The sequence below is a fragment of the Marinobacterium sp. xm-a-152 genome (genome assembly GCF_013282965.1).
Lineage (GTDB): Bacteria > Pseudomonadota > Gammaproteobacteria > Pseudomonadales > Balneatricaceae > Marinobacterium_E.
Genome location: NZ_WBYI01000005.1, coordinates 177,084 through 192,964, shown reverse-complemented (window position 1 = coordinate 192,964; position 15,881 = coordinate 177,084). Strand labels below are relative to the sequence as shown.

The 15,881-nt window shown below is 49.8% G+C and carries 16 protein-coding genes; 9 read left to right on the top strand and 7 right to left on the bottom strand.

Translation table 11 applies throughout. The features are described 5' to 3' along the window. Nucleotides 1-55: 55 nt before the first annotated feature. Complete coding sequence (locus XMA152_RS06570; protein ID WP_173481336.1) at nucleotides 56-1,237, bottom strand: acetyl-CoA C-acyltransferase family protein; 1,182 nt, start codon at nucleotides 1,235-1,237, stop codon at nucleotides 56-58. Between the two features lie 121 nt (nucleotides 1,238-1,358). Between XMA152_RS06570 and XMA152_RS06565 the strand changes: the two genes are divergently transcribed. After that, nucleotides 1,359-2,009 (top strand): HAD family phosphatase, encoded by a 651-nt coding sequence (locus XMA152_RS06565; protein ID WP_173483090.1) that lies wholly within the window; start codon nucleotides 1,359-1,361, stop codon nucleotides 2,007-2,009. On the opposite strand, the gene XMA152_RS06560 is transcribed toward XMA152_RS06565, so the two are convergent. Beyond that, on the bottom strand, nucleotides 2,006-3,463 hold the full coding sequence (locus XMA152_RS06560) for an MFS transporter (RefSeq protein WP_173483089.1): 1,458 nt from the start codon (nucleotides 3,461-3,463) through the stop codon (nucleotides 2,006-2,008). The two genes, XMA152_RS06565 and XMA152_RS06560, sit on opposite strands and share 4 nt — an antisense overlap. A gap of 8 nt (nucleotides 3,464-3,471) precedes the next feature. Next, a complete protein-coding gene (locus XMA152_RS06555; protein ID WP_173481333.1) occupies nucleotides 3,472-4,215 on the bottom strand; it encodes a FadR/GntR family transcriptional regulator in 744 nt (247 codons plus the stop codon). A 222-nt stretch (nucleotides 4,216-4,437) separates the two neighbouring features. Between XMA152_RS06555 and XMA152_RS06550 the strand changes: the two genes are divergently transcribed. From XMA152_RS06550 to glcF, 4 genes are read left to right on the top strand one after another with little or no spacing between them, the layout of a single operon-like run. Beyond that, the gene (locus XMA152_RS06550; RefSeq protein ID WP_173481332.1) at nucleotides 4,438-4,866 is read left to right on the top strand and encodes a heme-binding protein; all 429 of its coding nucleotides are present in this window, start codon (nucleotides 4,438-4,440) and stop codon (nucleotides 4,864-4,866) included. A gap of 30 nt (nucleotides 4,867-4,896) precedes the next feature. After that, nucleotides 4,897-6,408: an FAD-linked oxidase C-terminal domain-containing protein gene (locus XMA152_RS06545; protein WP_173481331.1), complete on the top strand. Its 1,512-nt coding sequence runs from the start codon at nucleotides 4,897-4,899 to the stop codon at nucleotides 6,406-6,408. Then, complete coding sequence (gene glcE, locus XMA152_RS06540) at nucleotides 6,401-7,465, top strand: glycolate oxidase subunit GlcE (RefSeq protein WP_173483088.1); 1,065 nt, start codon at nucleotides 6,401-6,403, stop codon at nucleotides 7,463-7,465. The genes XMA152_RS06545 and glcE overlap by 8 nt, the downstream gene beginning before the upstream one ends. Nucleotides 7,466-7,476: 11 nt before the next feature. Further along, nucleotides 7,477-8,685 (top strand): glycolate oxidase subunit GlcF, encoded by a 1,209-nt coding sequence (gene glcF, locus XMA152_RS06535; protein ID WP_173483087.1) that lies wholly within the window; start codon nucleotides 7,477-7,479, stop codon nucleotides 8,683-8,685. 56 nt (nucleotides 8,686-8,741) lie between these two features. On the opposite strand, the gene XMA152_RS06530 is transcribed toward glcF, so the two are convergent. Then, nucleotides 8,742-9,971, bottom strand: coding sequence for an MFS transporter (locus XMA152_RS06530; protein WP_173483086.1), 1,230 nt, complete (start codon nucleotides 9,969-9,971; stop codon nucleotides 8,742-8,744). Next, nucleotides 9,968-10,747 (bottom strand): trimeric intracellular cation channel family protein, encoded by a 780-nt coding sequence (locus XMA152_RS06525; RefSeq protein WP_371740564.1) that lies wholly within the window; start codon nucleotides 10,745-10,747, stop codon nucleotides 9,968-9,970. Before XMA152_RS06525 ends, XMA152_RS06530 begins: the two co-directional genes overlap by 4 nt. A gap of 34 nt (nucleotides 10,748-10,781) precedes the next feature. Here XMA152_RS06525 and XMA152_RS06520 point away from each other — a divergent pair, with 34 nt between their 5' ends. Genes XMA152_RS06520 through XMA152_RS06510 form a run of 3 tightly spaced genes read left to right on the top strand, consistent with a single transcriptional unit; the run spans nucleotide 10,782 to nucleotide 13,917 of the window. Further along, complete coding sequence (locus XMA152_RS06520; protein ID WP_173481327.1) at nucleotides 10,782-12,194, top strand: phosphomannomutase; 1,413 nt, start codon at nucleotides 10,782-10,784, stop codon at nucleotides 12,192-12,194. Then, nucleotides 12,195-12,980 carry a 2-oxo-tetronate isomerase gene (gene otnI, locus XMA152_RS06515; protein WP_173481326.1) on the top strand — a complete coding sequence of 262 codons (786 nt, stop codon included), beginning with the start codon at nucleotides 12,195-12,197 and terminating at the stop codon, nucleotides 12,978-12,980. Further along, nucleotides 12,973-13,917 carry a 2-hydroxyacid dehydrogenase gene (locus XMA152_RS06510; RefSeq protein ID WP_173483085.1) on the top strand — a complete coding sequence of 315 codons (945 nt, stop codon included), beginning with the start codon at nucleotides 12,973-12,975 and terminating at the stop codon, nucleotides 13,915-13,917. The genes otnI and XMA152_RS06510 overlap by 8 nt, the downstream gene beginning before the upstream one ends. On the opposite strand, the gene XMA152_RS06505 is transcribed toward XMA152_RS06510, so the two are convergent. Both XMA152_RS06505 and XMA152_RS06500 read right to left on the bottom strand, forming a co-directional pair. Further along, entirely contained in the window at nucleotides 13,914-14,687 is a 774-nt protein-coding gene (locus XMA152_RS06505) for a sulfite exporter TauE/SafE family protein (RefSeq protein WP_217362073.1), read from the bottom strand. The two genes, XMA152_RS06510 and XMA152_RS06505, sit on opposite strands and share 4 nt — an antisense overlap. 2 nt (nucleotides 14,688-14,689) lie before the next feature. Next, the gene (locus tag XMA152_RS06500; RefSeq protein ID WP_173481324.1) at nucleotides 14,690-15,187 is read right to left on the bottom strand and encodes a disulfide bond formation protein B; all 498 of its coding nucleotides are present in this window, start codon (nucleotides 15,185-15,187) and stop codon (nucleotides 14,690-14,692) included. 259 nt (nucleotides 15,188-15,446) lie between these two features. Here XMA152_RS06500 and XMA152_RS06495 point away from each other — a divergent pair, with 259 nt between their 5' ends. Beyond that, on the top strand, nucleotides 15,447-15,848 hold the full coding sequence (locus XMA152_RS06495; RefSeq protein WP_173483084.1) for an H-NS family nucleoid-associated regulatory protein: 402 nt from the start codon (nucleotides 15,447-15,449) through the stop codon (nucleotides 15,846-15,848). Nucleotides 15,849-15,881 lie beyond the last annotated feature (33 nt).

Sequence of the window (15,881 nt, the reverse complement as noted above, 5' to 3'; positions counted from 1 at the left end):
TGAAAATTGCTCGAAAAAAAACCGGCTAGTGCCGGTTTTTTTTATGTTCCAACGATTAGATTCGTTCGAAGATGACGGCGATACCCTGACCACCACCAATACACATGGTTACTAGCGCGTATTTGCCGCCAGTACGTTGCAGCTCGTGAATCGCCTTAGTCGCGATGAAAGCACCTGAACAGCCAACAGGGTGACCCAATGCAATAGCGCCACCGTTCGGATTGGTTTTGTCTGCAGGAAGACCTAGACCTTTAGAGACTGCAATCGCTTGAGCGGCAAAGGCTTCGTTAGATTCGATCACATCCATATCATCAATGGTTAGGCCGGCACTCTCTAGTGCGGCTTTTGATGATGGGATAGGGCCTTCACCCATGATGTGGTTAGGTACACCGGCAACCGCGTAAGAGACGATTTTAGCGATGGGTGTTTCACCGTTCGCTTTAGCGGTTTCAGCATCTGCAAGCACAAGGAAGGCTGCACCGTCATTGATGCCTGAGGCATTACCTGCCGTAACAGTACCGTCTTTCTTAAATGCGGGACGCATGCCGCTCAGTTTTTCTGCGGTCGTACCTGGTTTAGGGTGTTCGTCCGTATCAAACACAGTTTCGCCTTTACGAGACTTCAGTGTGATTGGAACGATCTGATCTTTGAATCGACCTTCATTAATCGCTACTTCAGCACGACGTTGTGACTCTGCCGCGAACGCATCTTGCTCTTCACGAGAGATGTTCCATTTTTCAGCCAAGTTTTCAGCCGTGATCCCCATGTGACCAGCGCCAAATGGATCGGTCAGAACAGAGACCATCGCGTCAATCATGCCAGTATCACCCATGCGAGCACCGGTACGCATAGCAGGTGCCATATAAGTACCGCGTGACATCACCTCGACACCACCGCCAACAGCATAGTCGCATTGACCTAGCTCGATCTGTTGAGCACTGGATACCACCGCTTGAAGGCCTGAAGCACATAGGCGGTTAACAGCCATCGCAACTGAGTTCATAGGTAGACCTGCCTGGATAGAGGCAACACGTGCAACGTAGGGGTAGCGTGATTCTGTAGGAATACAGTTACCCACAGTCACGTAGTGGATCTTCTCGGGATCCGCTTTTGAACGTGCAACCGCCTCTTTCATAACGGTGCCCGCTAGCTCTGCTGGCTCCATAGAACTTAGGCTGCCACCAAAAGCACCGATTGGTGAACGCATTGCGCTTAGAACAACTACTTCACGTGTCATCTGCATATCTCCTTATGCACAATTAATTTTGGTATTCCGACAATATATAGGGTTATCGCTACAAATACATGACCAAGTCGACTAATTGATAGTTATAATCAAGAAAAAATTTGAGGTGTTTATGTTTGTTCTTTTCGATATGGATGGCGTGTTGGTCGATTCCGAACCGCAGTGGAAGCTTGTGGAACAGGAGGTGTTGGCTAAGTTTGGTATCCATATGGAGATCGAAGAGCTCAAAAAACACGCCGGCGCAACGACCTTCGATTTCATGACCAAGATGAACCGTCTCTACCCTGAGAAAGGCCTAGTGGTTGAAGAGATGGTTGACCAAGTTATTTCGGAGATGGAAAAGCGGTTGGTGACACTGCCGTTGATGAGAGGGGTAAAGGCATTTATTGATCAGCTTCAAGCCGATGCAGTTCCAATGGCGATTGCCTCAAGTTCGGCGATTCGGTTAATTGAAGCGGTGATTAAGACTCATAACTTACCGATCACTGCCTATGCCTCAGGCTCAGAGATCGGTCTCTCTAAACCTCACCCCGAGGTGTTCCTACAAGCTGCTAAACTGGTCGGAGCTGATCCCTGGCAAGTGCTCATCATCGAAGACTCTGTTAATGGAACCATAGCAGGTAAGGCGGCTTCGATGTCGGTGGCCGTTGTGCCAGAGAGTTTCCCACCAAGATCTGAATTGTCGATTGCGAATCATGCCTTTGAATCGATGACCGACCTGCATGATTTTTATCGTCAGGGTGGGTTTAGCTACCTAGACTAGCGTTTCTGTGAAGAGGTTTCCTCTGCCTGTGCTTGAATAGCCTCTTCATGGATATCGAAACTGTGCTCAGACTTCTGCTCCGCCAAGCCCTCTAATGGCTCTAGAGTTTCCTCGGTCAGCGACTCACTCTCAACAATAGAGTTAACGGGTTGATCCGTTTCATTAACCCCTTGTACCGCCTCAACCACTTCGTCTGGGAATAGCTCTTCAATCGCAGTGTCGGGTAGATCCTCGGTACGAGGGTCAAACTCTGCAATGACCTGTGTTTCTGGCATCGCAGGGATAAACTGCTCTTGCTCTTCGATCGGTACGGGTGGTTTTTGTACCTGTCTGAATAGTGTAAACACGACCAGCATCAGCAGAATAACCACGAATCCCAAGAACAACGAACCGGGTGCAAAAGAGCCCAGTAGCATTGAGCCTAACAGTGGCCCTGCAATACTGCCAAGGCCATAGCTCAGCATCAGTGTCGAGGAGGCGGCAACACGCTCCTCACTGCGAATCAAGTCGTTGGTAATCGCTACCGCTATTGAGTAGATCGCCGCAATCATCGCCATGAACAGTGAGGTCGAAAGAATCAGCAGCACAAACTGATCAGAACCAAACAGTGATGCTCCCAGAGCTGCTAGAGCTGCGACGAGGGCGGTTGCCGTTAACACTTTGCTTCGTGTGATTCGGTCACACAGCCAACCGATGGGCCAAGCGAACAGCATCGCGCTCATAACCGATATCGACATCAAGGTAGAAATTTGATCCGTTGCAATGTCGCTCAATGTGGCATAGAGCGGAACCAGTGCGTAGAACGAACCGATCAACAGCCCGCCACAAAATGCTGAAAAAAGCCCCAGCGCCGATTTACGCCAGAGTCGCTGCAGTGACATGAACTCTGCAGTCTCTAGGGGCGGTGATTGAAGGCGTGACGCAGAGAGAGGGATGACGGCTGCGATCAGTAGAAGCCCCGCAATGATGAAGGCTGTGGATATTTGCAGGCCAGAGGAGTGGCCGAGAATGACCTGCCCTGATGCTGCCGCTGAATAGGCTGCAATGGTGTACAGAGAGAATAGGGTAGCGCGGTTGTTGTCGCTAGCCACGGCGCTAAACCAACTCTCTATCGCAATGAATAGACCAGCAACGCTGAACCCGCCGATAATCCTGAGTAGACTCCAAACCCAAAAATCCTCAGCGAAGGGGTAGAGCAGAGCGGCCATCGCGGCAAGACTGGCCAGTGTCGAGAATGCCCGAATGTGTCCCACTCTGATCAGCAGCCGTTGAGCAAAGATTGAGCCAATCACAAACCCGATAGAGTAGAAGGTCATGATCCAACCAATCTCGGTTGGCGGTGTATTCGCCATACCCAAACGAACGCCAATCAGCGACATCAAATAGGCATTGCCAGACGCTACAAGCATCAGGCTCATGAATAGAGCCAGAAGAGAGATGAATATTAGGCGCATATTGGGCGTTACTTGCCAGAGGTGGAGTTTTGAAAATCGTTTAGCCGCTTCATTTCGACATCAAACAGCACTTTTAAGGCCTCTCGCACATGTCGAACGTGGTCCATCGCAGCCGATCGAGCCCAGGCCGATTGTCCTGTGGTTACTGCCTGGTAGATTTCGCTGTGGTGTTTATCGACCACCTGCTTAAAGCCCCCTTTCTGGTTGAAGTTTCTAACAGCCTCTTGAATGCTAATCAGCGTCAGATCCTTCAAACTTGACAAGGTGTGTATCAATACCGAGTTGTGGGATGCCTCGATCACGCGTCTATGAAACTCATGGTCCAAGTTAGCATCCCAATCGGGGGCTACCGACTCCATCTTCTTGAACGCCTCACGAATGCGATACTGATCGCGAGCGGTCGCTCGTTGTGCGGCTAGAAAGCAAGCTTGCCCCTCCAGCTGTTCACGGACCTCAAGAATTTCCAGTACAGCCTTGGGATCCTGACCAAAAAGATTGATCAGAGCGGACTTGTTTTCTGAACTGGTGACCGCGCAGGAGACAAATGATCCTCTACCGTGGTGCGTTTCAATGATCCCTTTACCCGAGAGTATATGCAGTGCCTCTCGAACAATGGTACGCGACACACCTAGACGTGCAGAGAGGGATCGTTCAGACGGGATCTTGCTCTCCGGTCCTAACTCACCATCAGCAATCAATTTTTGCAGATATTGAGTGACTTCATTAACAGCGCTGCTTGCAGATTGGCTCATCTATTTCGCATCTCGGTATGGATTGGTCAGACCAGTTTTCCACGCCATCAATTGAAACGCAAGCCCCATCTGGGTTTGAATGCATAAACGTTTCATCGAGTGAGTGACCATCAAATCAGTGGTTTGATTTCAAGTGGTCATACCAGTAGACAGCTGCGTAAGTTTTTGTGACAGCATCGCTCTATTGGTCTGTCTACTACTCCAATTTAAGAGGTTGAACTTATGCTCGAACTGAAACGCTTAGATATTGAAGATGCTCGTCTGTTAATCGAAGGGGCTCGAAACCGAGCTAATGAGATTGGTGTACCTATGTGTATCGCGATAACAGATGAGTCAGGGAATTTGATCGCTTTTGAACGTATGGATGGCGGTAAAACCACCAGTGTAACCATCGCTCAAGACAAAGCCTACACCGCAGCGGCTGCTCGCAAAGCGACGCACGAGTACAACGCTGCATGTACACCCGGCTCGTTGGTGTTTGGTATTCACACCTCGATGGGTGGACGTCTGTGTGTTGTGGGCGGCGGTTATCCCGTGGAGTCAAATGGACAAGTAGTTGGTGGCATCGGATTGAGTTCTGGTACACCAATGCAGGATATGGAGTGTGCTCAAGCTGGTATAGAGTACTGGCAACAGCAGACTCAACAATAAAAAGTACCCAGAGTGGGGTCGGAGATCAGTATGCAGAGTGCAGTGGCTAGCCCGGATCGTGTTGCTAAGCGTCAACGCATTGCTCAGCGATTTAATGAGTTCATTGATTCGCACTACGTCATCAGTGACAGCGAAACGTTAAAGCCTTATGAGTGTGACGGCCTTTCAGCCTATTGCGAAGAGGCGTTGATCGTTGTTTTGCCATCAACGGTAGAGCAGGCACAGAAGGTTCTTAAAATTTGTCACGAAGAGAACATCCCTGTGGTAGCTCGTGGTGCAGGTACCGGTTTGTGTGCCGGTGCTATGCCTCATGGTGATGGCGTGGTCTTATCGATGGCGAAGTTCAATAAGATCCTCGAGATCGATACTGACGCTAGAGCGGCTCGCGTTCAACCGGGTGTTCGCAACCTAGCGATTAGTGAGGCGGCAGGTGACTACAACCTCTATTATGGCCCAGACCCTTCCTCGCAAATAGCCTGCACCATTGGTGGTAACGTGGCTGAAAACTCAGGGGGTGTCCACTGCCTTAAATACGGTTTGACCGTGCATAACCTGTTAAGTGTTCAGTTCCTGACGATGGAAGGTGAGCTGCTAACCATCGGCTCAGAAGGTCTTGATAGCTGTGGTATGGATCTGATGGCGTTGTTCACCGGTTCAGAAGGGCTATTGGGTGTGGTCACCGAAGTGCGAGTGAAGCTGCTGCCAAAACCTGAGCGTGCTCAGGTAGTGGTTGCAGGATTCGACTCGGTACCCAAAGCGGGTGATGCCGTCGGTGAGATCATTGCTAAGGGTATCATCCCTGGCGGTCTTGAGATGATGGATGGCTTTGCCATTAAAGCGGCTGAAGATTTTGCCAAAGCGGGCTACCCAGTCGATGCTCAAGCATTGTTGTTGTGTGAGGTCGATGGCACCGATGAAGAGGTGGCTGAGCATATCGAAGCGGTTGAAACGCTGTTTCGTGAACTGGGAGCCACCTCGGTTCGCACATCTCAAAGTGAAGAGGAGCGAGCGCGTCTATGGGCTGGGCGAAAATCCGCCTTCCCAGCCGTTGGACGTATTTCACCAGACTACTACTGCATGGACGGTACCATTCCGCGTGGTCAGCTAACGCATGTGCTGCTCGAGATGCAGAAGATGTCAGAGCACTACGGTCTGCGTGTGGCCAACGTTTTCCATGCCGGCGATGGCAACTTGCACCCACTGATTCTCTTTGATGCGAACGTACCAGGTGAGCTGGAGCGCACCGAAGAGTTCGGTGGCAAGATTCTTGAACTCTGTGTTGAGGTGGGCGGCTGTATCACGGGCGAGCACGGTGTAGGCTATGAAAAACTCCGTCAAATGCCGGCTCAGTTCAGTGATTCAGAGATCGAGCAGTTCCACAAAGTGAAGCGTGCCTTTGATGCCAAAGAGCTTCTTAATCCCGGTAAAGGTATACCGACCTTGAGAAGTTGTCAGGAGTACCGTTCGTTGGATCTTGATCTAACGCCCAATGCTCAGGTTAGCGCCAATAGCAATACTGATGCAGGAGAGTTCCGTGTCTGATTTAACCAATGAATTGATTAGCCAAGTCCGTGATGCGGTTGAAGCTAAAGAGACGCTGGCTATTTCAGCGGGTGGCAGTAAAGCCTTTGTGGGACGTCAGATCGAGACGGATCGTAAGATCGATGTCAGTGGTCACACGGGCATTGTTAGCTACCAACCGGTTGAGCTCGTTATGACCGCACGTGCCGGTACCACGCTTGCAGAGATTGAGTCAGCCCTATCTGAACACAATCAGATGCTGGCTTGTGAGCCGCCACGTTTCGGTGGCAAAGCAACCCTAGGTGGTACTTTAGCAACAAACGTTTCTGGTCCGGGACGCCCTTGGTACGGATCCATTCGTGATCATGTACTAGGCGTCAGGTTGATCAATGGCGAAGCAGAACAACTTCGGTTTGGTGGTCAGGTGATGAAGAATGTCGCCGGTTACGATCTTTCGCGTCTGCAAGCGGGTGCGATGGGTGGATTAGGCCTAATGACCGAGATCTCTCTAAAAGTACTGCCTAAACCAGCGACTACCCGCACGTTGAAGTTTTCAATGGATCAAGCCGAAGCGATACAGCGCATGAACTCCATGTCAGGTCAGCCAAAGCCGATTACAGCGGCTTATTGGCACAACGGAGAATTGTTTGTTCGTCTGGCAGGTGCAGCCTCAGCAGTTGATGCGACTGCAAAAATTTGGGGTGGTGATGAACTGGCTCCAGAGGTTGCCTTGGCTCTTTGGGCGGATCTGCAAGATCAGAAACCAACCCTATTCAATGCGGAAAAAGTCTGGCGCTTCTCCGTTAAGGGCAGTGCGGATGTCCTACCCATCGAAGGGGATTCATTAATCAACTGGGGTGGCGCTGAGCGCTGGTATGCCGGTGATCACAGTTTCGATCGTATGGTGGAGCTAGCAGAGAGTGCTGGTGGACAGGTTTCACTCTACCGCGGAGGTGATCGTACTGACGAGGTACTTCATCCGGTTAATCCATCAATTCAGGCTCTGCAACAACGCATTAAAGCGTCTGTCGATCCGCAGGGGGTGTTCAATCCCGGCCGTGCGTTTGGTTGGTTGTAGGAGTCAGTGTAATGAAAACGAATATAGTTCAAACCTTCCTAGCGACGCCTGAAGGACAAGAGGCGGAAGAGATTCTGCGTAGCTGCGTTCACTGTGGTTTCTGTACAGCGACTTGCCCAACCTACCAAGAGTTGAATGATGAGCGAGACGGTCCGCGTGGTCGAATCTATCTGATCAAACAGCTGTTGGAGACCGATGAGGTGACCGAAAAAACTCGGACACACCTAGATCGCTGTCTGACCTGTCGTTCATGTGAGACGACCTGTCCATCGGGCGTTCAATATGGACGTCTAGTTGATATAGGTCGTGGCATTGTTGAGAAGAAATTGGATCGCCCTGTTACGGAAAAAGTGGTTCGCTGGGGATTGAAACAGGTTCTGCCTCACGCTAACCGCTTTGGTCCGCTGCTAAAAGTAGGTCAGGTGTTTAAACCGATTCTACCTGGCGCTCTGGGTAAGAAGGTCCCGCCTAAACGTAAAGCCTCTCCTTGGCCAGCCAAACGTCATGCTCGAGTTATGATGGCTCTTGCCGGTTGTGCTCAACCCAGTGCTGCACCCAATACCAATGCGGCAACGGCTCGGGTACTGGATAAGCTAGGAATCACTCTGGTTGAAGCACCACAAGCTGGATGCTGTGGAGCGGTGAATTACCACCTGTCGGCACACGAAGCGGGTCTTAATGAGATGCGCAAGAACATTGACGCCTGGTGGCCAGCGATTGAAGGGGGCTGTGAAGCCATTGTGATGACCGCGTCTGGTTGCGGTGCCATGGTTCAGGAGTACGGGCATCTATTAAGAGATGACCCATACTACGCGGAGAAGGCCAAGCGTGTGAGTGAGCTGACAAAAGATATCAGTGAGGTGCTGCTGGCTGAAGATCTGTCATCACTTGCTCCCAATACTGATGGTGAAAAGATCGCGTTCCACTGTCCTTGTACCTTGCAGCACGCTATGAAACAGAGCGGCTCCGTAGAAAAAGTACTCGAGAAAGTGGGCTTTGATCTGGCCAAGACCAAGGATAAGCATCTCTGTTGTGGTTCCGCGGGCACCTACTCGATTCTTCAGCCGAAGATCAGTCAAAAGCTGCTAGCCAATAAGGTTGAGGCACTGACAGGGGATAACCCGACACAGATCGCTACCGCGAACATTGGGTGTCAGTTACACATTGAGACAGCTTCGCCGGTACCGGTTAATCACTGGATTGAACTGTTGGATCGATAAGATCGCAGTCACTATTAAAGGGGCCTTGTTAGGCCCCTATTTATTTGTCACTGCTTCTATTTTTCAGTTTCGGATTCGGGTGTGACGAGATGATCTCGGTTCCAAAGAGTGGGGTAGAGCGGAATCCAAAGTGCTACCAGGGCGAGGGTGCCAAAGCCACCAAATAGAATGGAGGGGACCGCACCAATCCAGGCGGCAAGTGCACCTGATTCAAATTCACCCAGTTGATTGGAGGTTGCAATAAAGAGTGAGTTAACCGCGCTGACCCGTCCGCGCATCTCATCGGGTGTTTCAACCTGAACCAGTGTTGAGCGAATCACAACACTGATCATATCGGCGGCGCCAAGAACAAACAGAGCGGTCAGCGATACCCACATCACTTCAGAGAAACCGAAGACCAGAGTACCTAAGCCAAAGACCCAAACGGCTGCATAGAGCCAACGCCCCGAGTGTCGTTGGATCGGGTATTTTGCAAGCAAGAACGACATCGCAACAGCACCCGCCGCAGGTGCGCTTCTTAACAGTCCTAAACCGACCGAATCGGTCTGTAATATGTCATGCGCAATCATCGGCAGAAGAGCGGTGACACTGCCGATTAGGACCGCCAACGTATCGAGCATTAACGATCCCCATACCGGTTTGTTGCGCCAGACGTGGACAAAGCCCTCAAACAACTCTTTGCGACGCTGCTCGCTTCGGTCCCGTTTGATGGCTGTATCTTTCATGCCAAACAGCGTCACAATCGATATTAAGACGAACAGCATGCTAGTGGCATAGAGTGTGCCGGCTCCAAAAATATAGATGACGCCACCTAAAGCCGGACCAATAATTGTAATGGTCTCACGAGCTGAAGCGGTCAGTGTCATCGCTTGGGTCAGAAGCTGGCGCGGCACCAGATTCGGCACCATCGCTTGCCCCGCAGGCATGCTGAAGGTTCTAGAGACGCCCAGCATGAAACAGGCTATGTAGATGATCCCTTCTGTAATGGTCTCAGTGAAGCTGGTTAAGGAGAGCGCACCAATGGTGATTAACAGCAGCACCCGACTCCAAATCATCACCTTATGACGATCGTATCGATCGGCCATGTCGCCTGCGTGCAGCGTAAACAGAATCTGAGGTACATAACGCGCCAGACCAACCCAGCCGAGCGCCATAGCGCTTTCGGTCATCAGGTAGACCTGCCAGCCCAAGCCGATCAGCATCATCTGAATCGCCATGCCGGAGGTGAGTTGGCTGGTGAGGAACCGAACAAATAATCCCTGTTTTAATAGCCGGGTGTCACTCACTGGTCTGAATCCTTAGAGGGGTTTCTGGCCTCTTCATGACTCTCTAATCTATGGCCTGCATCAATAAATTTTGGCAGACGCAAATTGCCAAATATGGCGGCCAGTCGGGTTAGAAAAATGACTAACATTGCCAAGTAGGAGAGGAGTATCGGATCGATGTAACCCTCACCTAATACAAATACCATCGCACCGAGTATGGTGCAGGTGGCATAGAGTTCGCCGTCGCCACCGCCAAGAATCATCGGGTCTTCATTGGTTAGCACATCACGGATAAGGCCGCCTGCAACGGCTGTGATACAGGCCATCATGACGACCAGTAGGGGCGATAGATCAGCCATCTGGGCCTTTTGCGCACCGATGATTGCAAAAAGTGAGATACCGGCGGCATCGAATATCAGCAACAGTCGGCGCGGGTAGCGAAGATAACGCGCTAAGATAAAGGTCACGAGACCCGCAATCAGTGCCGTTGATATATACCAGGTCTCTTCAAGCCAAAAGATGGGGCCGTTGTTGATGGTTAGGTCACGAATAGTCCCTCCACCTACCGCAGTGACGACGGCTAATACCATTACGCCAAAGATGTCGATGCGCTTACCGGTGGCGGCTAAGGCACCGGTGATAGCAAATACAACCGTCCCTAGAAACTCGGCAGCGAGTAGTGGCTGACTAAACAACAAAAGCCTCCCTTTGCTCTCTATGGATGCAAGCTTATCTGTGCGACAATCGGACTCATATTTATATGGGTCAGTGTTGGTATGAATTGTGCATTCTTTCACTCAAATCATCCATGAGTAAAGGATCTATTTGATTATGAAAATTTCTGAAGCGGGCGTTAAGTTTGGTACCAGTGGCGTTCGAGGCTTGGTCAGTGAGCTAACCAATGAGGTCGCGTACGCCTTTGCTGCTGCGTTTTGGCAAGCGGCAGGTCAAGGGACCCGTGTTGTTATAGGTCATGACCTGCGTCCCTCCAGCCCGCAAATTACCCGAGCCTGCATGGCGGCCATGAGAGACTTAGGTGTCGAGGTGATTTATGTCGGTGCATTGGCAACACCAGCCGTCGCCTACTACGCGTCTAAGATGCATGCGCCTGCGATTGTGGTGACTGGCAGCCATATCCCGTTCGATCGGAACGGAATCAAGTTTTACAGCGTCGAGGGTGAGATCAATAAGGCACATGAAGAGTCGATCTCATCGGCCGAGGTAGTGCTGCCTCAAATTATTGAGTGTCCAGAACTGCCTGCGATTGATGCTGGTGCTAAGTCGGCTTACCTATCACGCTATGTTGACTGTTTCGGTCAAGATCTTTGTTCTGGCTTGAAGGTCGCTATCTATCAGCACTCAAGTGTTGCTCGTGATCTGTTAAGTGAACTGTTCGAGGCGATGGGGGCAGAGGTGATTGCCCTTGGCAGGACAGAACAGTTTGTGCCTATCGATACTGAAGCGGTGCGTACAGAGGATATTGAACAGGCTAAGCGTTGGGCGTCTGAGGTTGGATTTGATCTTTTGGTCTCTACCGATGGTGATGCGGACCGTCCTCTCATCGCCGATGAGACAGGGACCTTTTTCCGCGGTGATATTCTGGGTGTCCTCACAGCAAAGGCGGTCGGTGCAGAAGCGGTTGTGACTCCCGTCAGCAGTAATACGGCACTGGAATTAAGCGGTTGGTTTGATCAAACGCTGCGTACACGAATAGGCTCACCCTATGTGATTGCAGGAATGGAGTCGGTTGCAGAGGGTGTTGTTGCCGGTTTTGAAGCGAACGGTGGATTTTTGTTAGGTAGCGATGTTGGACTGAATGGGTCAACGCTTTCAACGTTGGCGACGCGTGATGCTGTTCTGCCAATGCTGGCGGTCATCTACCTCGCCAAACAGAATCAGCTTAAGGCCAGTCAACTGTCGGCCGAGCTGCCAGAGCGATACACCGCATCGGATCGCATTCCAGGGATAGCGACCGAGTGGAGCCAATCGATGTTACAGCGTCTGAATGAGGGACAGCTGCAGTTTGAATCGCTAATGCCTTGGTCTTTGGGTGGTATTCGATCAGTCGATCAGACCGATGGTTATCGTGTCGACTTTGATACTGATACGATTGTCCATCTTCGTCCCTCTGGTAATGCTCCAGAGCTGCGCTGTTATGTCGAGATGAACAGTGAACAGGATGCGACAGAACTCTGTCGTCGAGTACTTAACAAGGTCGAGCAACTGTTTAAGAGTGAAGTATAGATGTTAAATTTTGCTGCTAACCTATCGTTTCTATTTTCAGACCTTCCCTTTTTAGAGCGTTTCGTTGCGGCAAAAAAAGCCGGTTTTGATTCGGTCGAGTATCTTTTCCCGTACGACTATCCTGCGGAACAGATTAAAGACCTTTTAAATGAGTCTGGTTTGGAGCAAGCGCTGTTCAATGCCTCTGCCGGTGATTGGGGTGCGGGTGAACGTGGGCTAGCGGCGCTGGTCGGTCGCGAATCTGAGTTTAAAGCCTCGATTGAACAGGCGGCCTCTTATGCCGAGGTGTTGGGCAATCGACGTCTGCACATCATGTCCGGGCTAGCCGATTTTTCCGATCCAAAGGCATTTGAAACCTATCTGAATAATTTAACCTGGGCGGCCGATCAACTGAACTTATCAGGTATCAATGTGTTAATTGAGCCGATTAACAGTCGTGATATGCCAGGCTACTTTTTAACGACACCTGAGCAAGCTGCAGAGGTGATTGAGTTGGCCAATCGCACAAATTTAAAAATGCAGTTTGACCTCTACCATGCTCAGATTATGTGCGGGGATCTTATTACCCGTTTAGAGCGATACTGGCCTCTGATTGATCATATGCAGATCGCATCCGTGCCCGATCGCAATGAACCATCCAGCGGCGAAATCAACTACTCCTACCTCTTTAACTGGCTCGATCAAAAAGGGTATCAAGGATTCATTGGTTGCGAATATCGACCTAAAACAACGACTTTAGAGGGTTTGGGTTGGTTGTCTGACTACAAAAGGTCATCTAATGGATAAACCCAAGGCGCTTCTTGTTGCCGGCATTAGTGCTGAGCTAAAAGGTATGTTGGCGGAGGTGGTTGAACTGGTTCCGCTAAATAAGCAGGGTGATGCGAATCAGTTTTTAGCGGATCAGGGTGCCGATTTTGAATTGGTGGTCACCAGTGCCGGCAAAGGCTGTGCAAACGCATTGATGGAGCAGCTGCCCAATCTTAAAGTGATCTTTAACTGGGGCGTTGGCTATGACAAAGTGGATGTCGAGTTTGCGACTTCGCGCAATGTGTATGTGACCAACACACCCGACGTGCTTAACGAGTGTGTGGCGGATATGGCGATTGGGATGCTGATCTCACAAGCGCGCTGTATGGGCGAGGCTGAACGCTTTGTTCGTCGCGGTGAATGGCTTAGCAACCCAACACCACCGATGGGGCAAAAAGTCAGCGGTAAGCGCCTGGGTATTGTCGGATTAGGACGCATTGGATTGGAGACTGCTAAGAGAGCCGAGGCGTTTTCAATGCAGATTCGCTATCACAATCGTCATCCACGGGAGGATGTCGACTACGCTTATGAAGCGTCGATTGTTGAGCTGGCAAAATGGTCCGACTACTTGCTTCTGCTCTGTCCAAGTACGCCAGAGACCTATCAGATGATCGATCGAGAGGTGTTACAGGCCTTGGGACCACAAAGTTCGCTGATCAATATCGCCCGCGGTGCGGTGGTGGATCAAAAGGCACTGGTTGATCTTCTGCTGTCCGGTGAGTTGGGTGGTGCGGCGTTGGATGTCTTTGAGAGAGAGCCAGAGGTGCCAGAGGCGCTAATGGATCTGCCTAATGTGTTGCTATTGCCACACGTTGGTAGTGCCACGTTTGAAACCCGAACGGCAATGGCCCAGTTGGTTGTCGATAATGTAAAAGCCTATATCGAATCAGGAAGCCTGGTTACTCCCGTCAATTAGTCCAGTAGGTAAATGCTGGTAAAGAACCAGAGGGTGATGGCTGTGCTGGCAAAAATGATGGCCAGTCTAACCCAGCTGTTTGGAATCCTCTTGGAGATGATGCCTGCTGCATAGCCCCCAATCAGTGTGCCAACCAGCAGTATCAATGTTTCGTTCCAGCTAATCAGATCATTGATTAGGAATAGCACAATGGCACAACCTGAAATGGTCGATGAGTAGAGCAGTTTAAGTGCATTCATCTCATTAACAGAGCGATAGCCTGCTAAGCTGCAGTAACTCAGCAGTAATATCCCCAGTCCTGCATTAAAGAATCCACCGTAGATTGATACGCCAATAAAAAGCAGGGTAAATAACCCGTTTTGTGCTTTATCGATATGGCGATGTTTTTGGCTCCACTTTTGTAATGTCTTATTAAACTGTCCGCCAAAAATAAACAGCAGAGTCGCGAAGAGTAGTAGCCAAGGCACGGCTTTTTCAAATTCGCTGTTAGAGGTTTGTGTTAACAGGTAGGCACCTATTATTCCGCCGATCGCAGAGATAAAAGAGAAGATCAGAAGTTTTTTAGGTGAATCTTTTATCTCTTGTCGAAGCGCATAGGTGCCCGAAAGATAGCCAGCTGTTGCAGCAAAGGTGTTGCTGGCATTGGCGATGACAGGGGGAACCCCAACAGCAATCAGAGCGGGGAATGTGATAAAACTTCCACCGCCAGCAAGAGAGTTTACGATGCCACCTAAAATACCTGCAGCGGCAAGAAATAGAATCTCTTCCAAACTTATTGACTCTTTAGCTGATTGATTAAATGCCAAATTGATAAGGCTAAAGAGACCGCTGCCGTGACAATAAGCACCTCTGCCATAGTGATCCCTTTAATGATCTCTGGCGTGTAGCCACATAGCTCCCAAGGTTCAAATATTGCCGGAAGCCAAAGGTGAAGGGGAAACCAGTTTGGGAAAGGGTCGCTCAATGTGCAGCTGCTCTCAAACCAGTAGCGCTCGATCCCTAAAACTTGGTAGCTCTGGTAAAGCAGAAAAGCCATCAGTGGAACAAGTAAAAAGGCGAGCAGCGTCTGTATAGAACGCGCTGAGAAGATCTTCCCGGATACTGCCAAGAGAAGGGCGCCAAAGAGTGTGGCACGAATCTGTACGCAGAGAGCACAGGGACCGTAGTCGAGTAGGTATTGAAAAACTAAAGCCCCAGCCTCGAGGCCTAACGCGAGTATAAGTGTGTAGCTCCAGATGAGCGGTTTTGGCGATTCTCTAAACTTAAACATGGCTTCTTTGAATGGTTATTTTCTAGGTGATTCTAATCATCTTTTTATTCGCTGTCGCTATTAAAAATTAGAACTTTGTAAATTTATTTAAATGGATTTATTCGTGGTTTAATTTAATTGTTTGGTTTAGGTTTTTTAAATATTTTTATTTATTTAAATTTTTATATTGAGAAAACTATTTATTTTTATATATTATGTTGGCGTTAAATTAAAACTGTGCATCCCCTTTGCCAACTATTAATAGTATTAGGAATTTTTGATGAGCGATTTTATTAAAACTCTTTTGCGCAAAAACTCTCTTCGTAAACAGTGCCAATCGGTTGGTGCAGATGAGATCGAAAAAGTGATTGCCGATCTAACGGATATTCTTGAAGAGCGTCGCGCTGAGGAAGCTGCTTTACTAGAGCAGAACCGTGCAAAGCTGGAGGCGATTGAAGCGATTCGCCAGAAGATGCGTGAAGCGGGTATTGCGCTCGATGAGCTAACTGGTATCACTGAATCGGCGCCTAAATCTCGTAAAGAGGTGAAAGCTAAGTACCAGATTACCGATGCAAGTGGTCAAACCCATGCCTGGACAGGTCGCGGTCGCACTCCAACTGTATTCGCAGAGTACATGGCTTCTCGTGGTATCACAAAAGATCAACTGCCAACCATAGATTGATATATAATCGCCCTATGAGTGAAGGCCCTTCCT

What these genes read in the sequence shown, in the direction of transcription:
- XMA152_RS06570 (WP_173481336.1), bottom strand. Translation starts at nt 1,237, where the DNA reads ATGACACGTGAAGTAGTTGTTCTAAGCGCAATGCGTTCACCAATCGGT.
- XMA152_RS06565 (WP_173483090.1), top strand. Translation starts at nt 1,359, where the DNA reads ATGTTTGTTCTTTTCGATATGGATGGCGTGTTGGTCGATTCCGAACCG.
- XMA152_RS06560 (WP_173483089.1), bottom strand. Translation starts at nt 3,463, where the DNA reads ATGCGCCTAATATTCATCTCTCTTCTGGCTCTATTCATGAGCCTGATG.
- XMA152_RS06555 (WP_173481333.1), bottom strand. Translation starts at nt 4,215, where the DNA reads ATGAGCCAATCTGCAAGCAGCGCTGTTAATGAAGTCACTCAATATCTG.
- XMA152_RS06550 (WP_173481332.1), top strand. Translation starts at nt 4,438, where the DNA reads ATGCTCGAACTGAAACGCTTAGATATTGAAGATGCTCGTCTGTTAATC.
- XMA152_RS06545 (WP_173481331.1), top strand. Translation starts at nt 4,897, where the DNA reads ATGCAGAGTGCAGTGGCTAGCCCGGATCGTGTTGCTAAGCGTCAACGC.
- glcF (WP_173483087.1), top strand. Translation starts at nt 7,477, where the DNA reads ATGAAAACGAATATAGTTCAAACCTTCCTAGCGACGCCTGAAGGACAA.
- XMA152_RS06520 (WP_173481327.1), top strand. Translation starts at nt 10,782, where the DNA reads ATGAAAATTTCTGAAGCGGGCGTTAAGTTTGGTACCAGTGGCGTTCGA.
- otnI (WP_173481326.1), top strand. Translation starts at nt 12,195, where the DNA reads ATGTTAAATTTTGCTGCTAACCTATCGTTTCTATTTTCAGACCTTCCC.
- XMA152_RS06510 (WP_173483085.1), top strand. Translation starts at nt 12,973, where the DNA reads ATGGATAAACCCAAGGCGCTTCTTGTTGCCGGCATTAGTGCTGAGCTA.
- XMA152_RS06500 (WP_173481324.1), bottom strand. Translation starts at nt 15,187, where the DNA reads ATGTTTAAGTTTAGAGAATCGCCAAAACCGCTCATCTGGAGCTACACA.
- XMA152_RS06495 (WP_173483084.1), top strand. Translation starts at nt 15,447, where the DNA reads ATGAGCGATTTTATTAAAACTCTTTTGCGCAAAAACTCTCTTCGTAAA.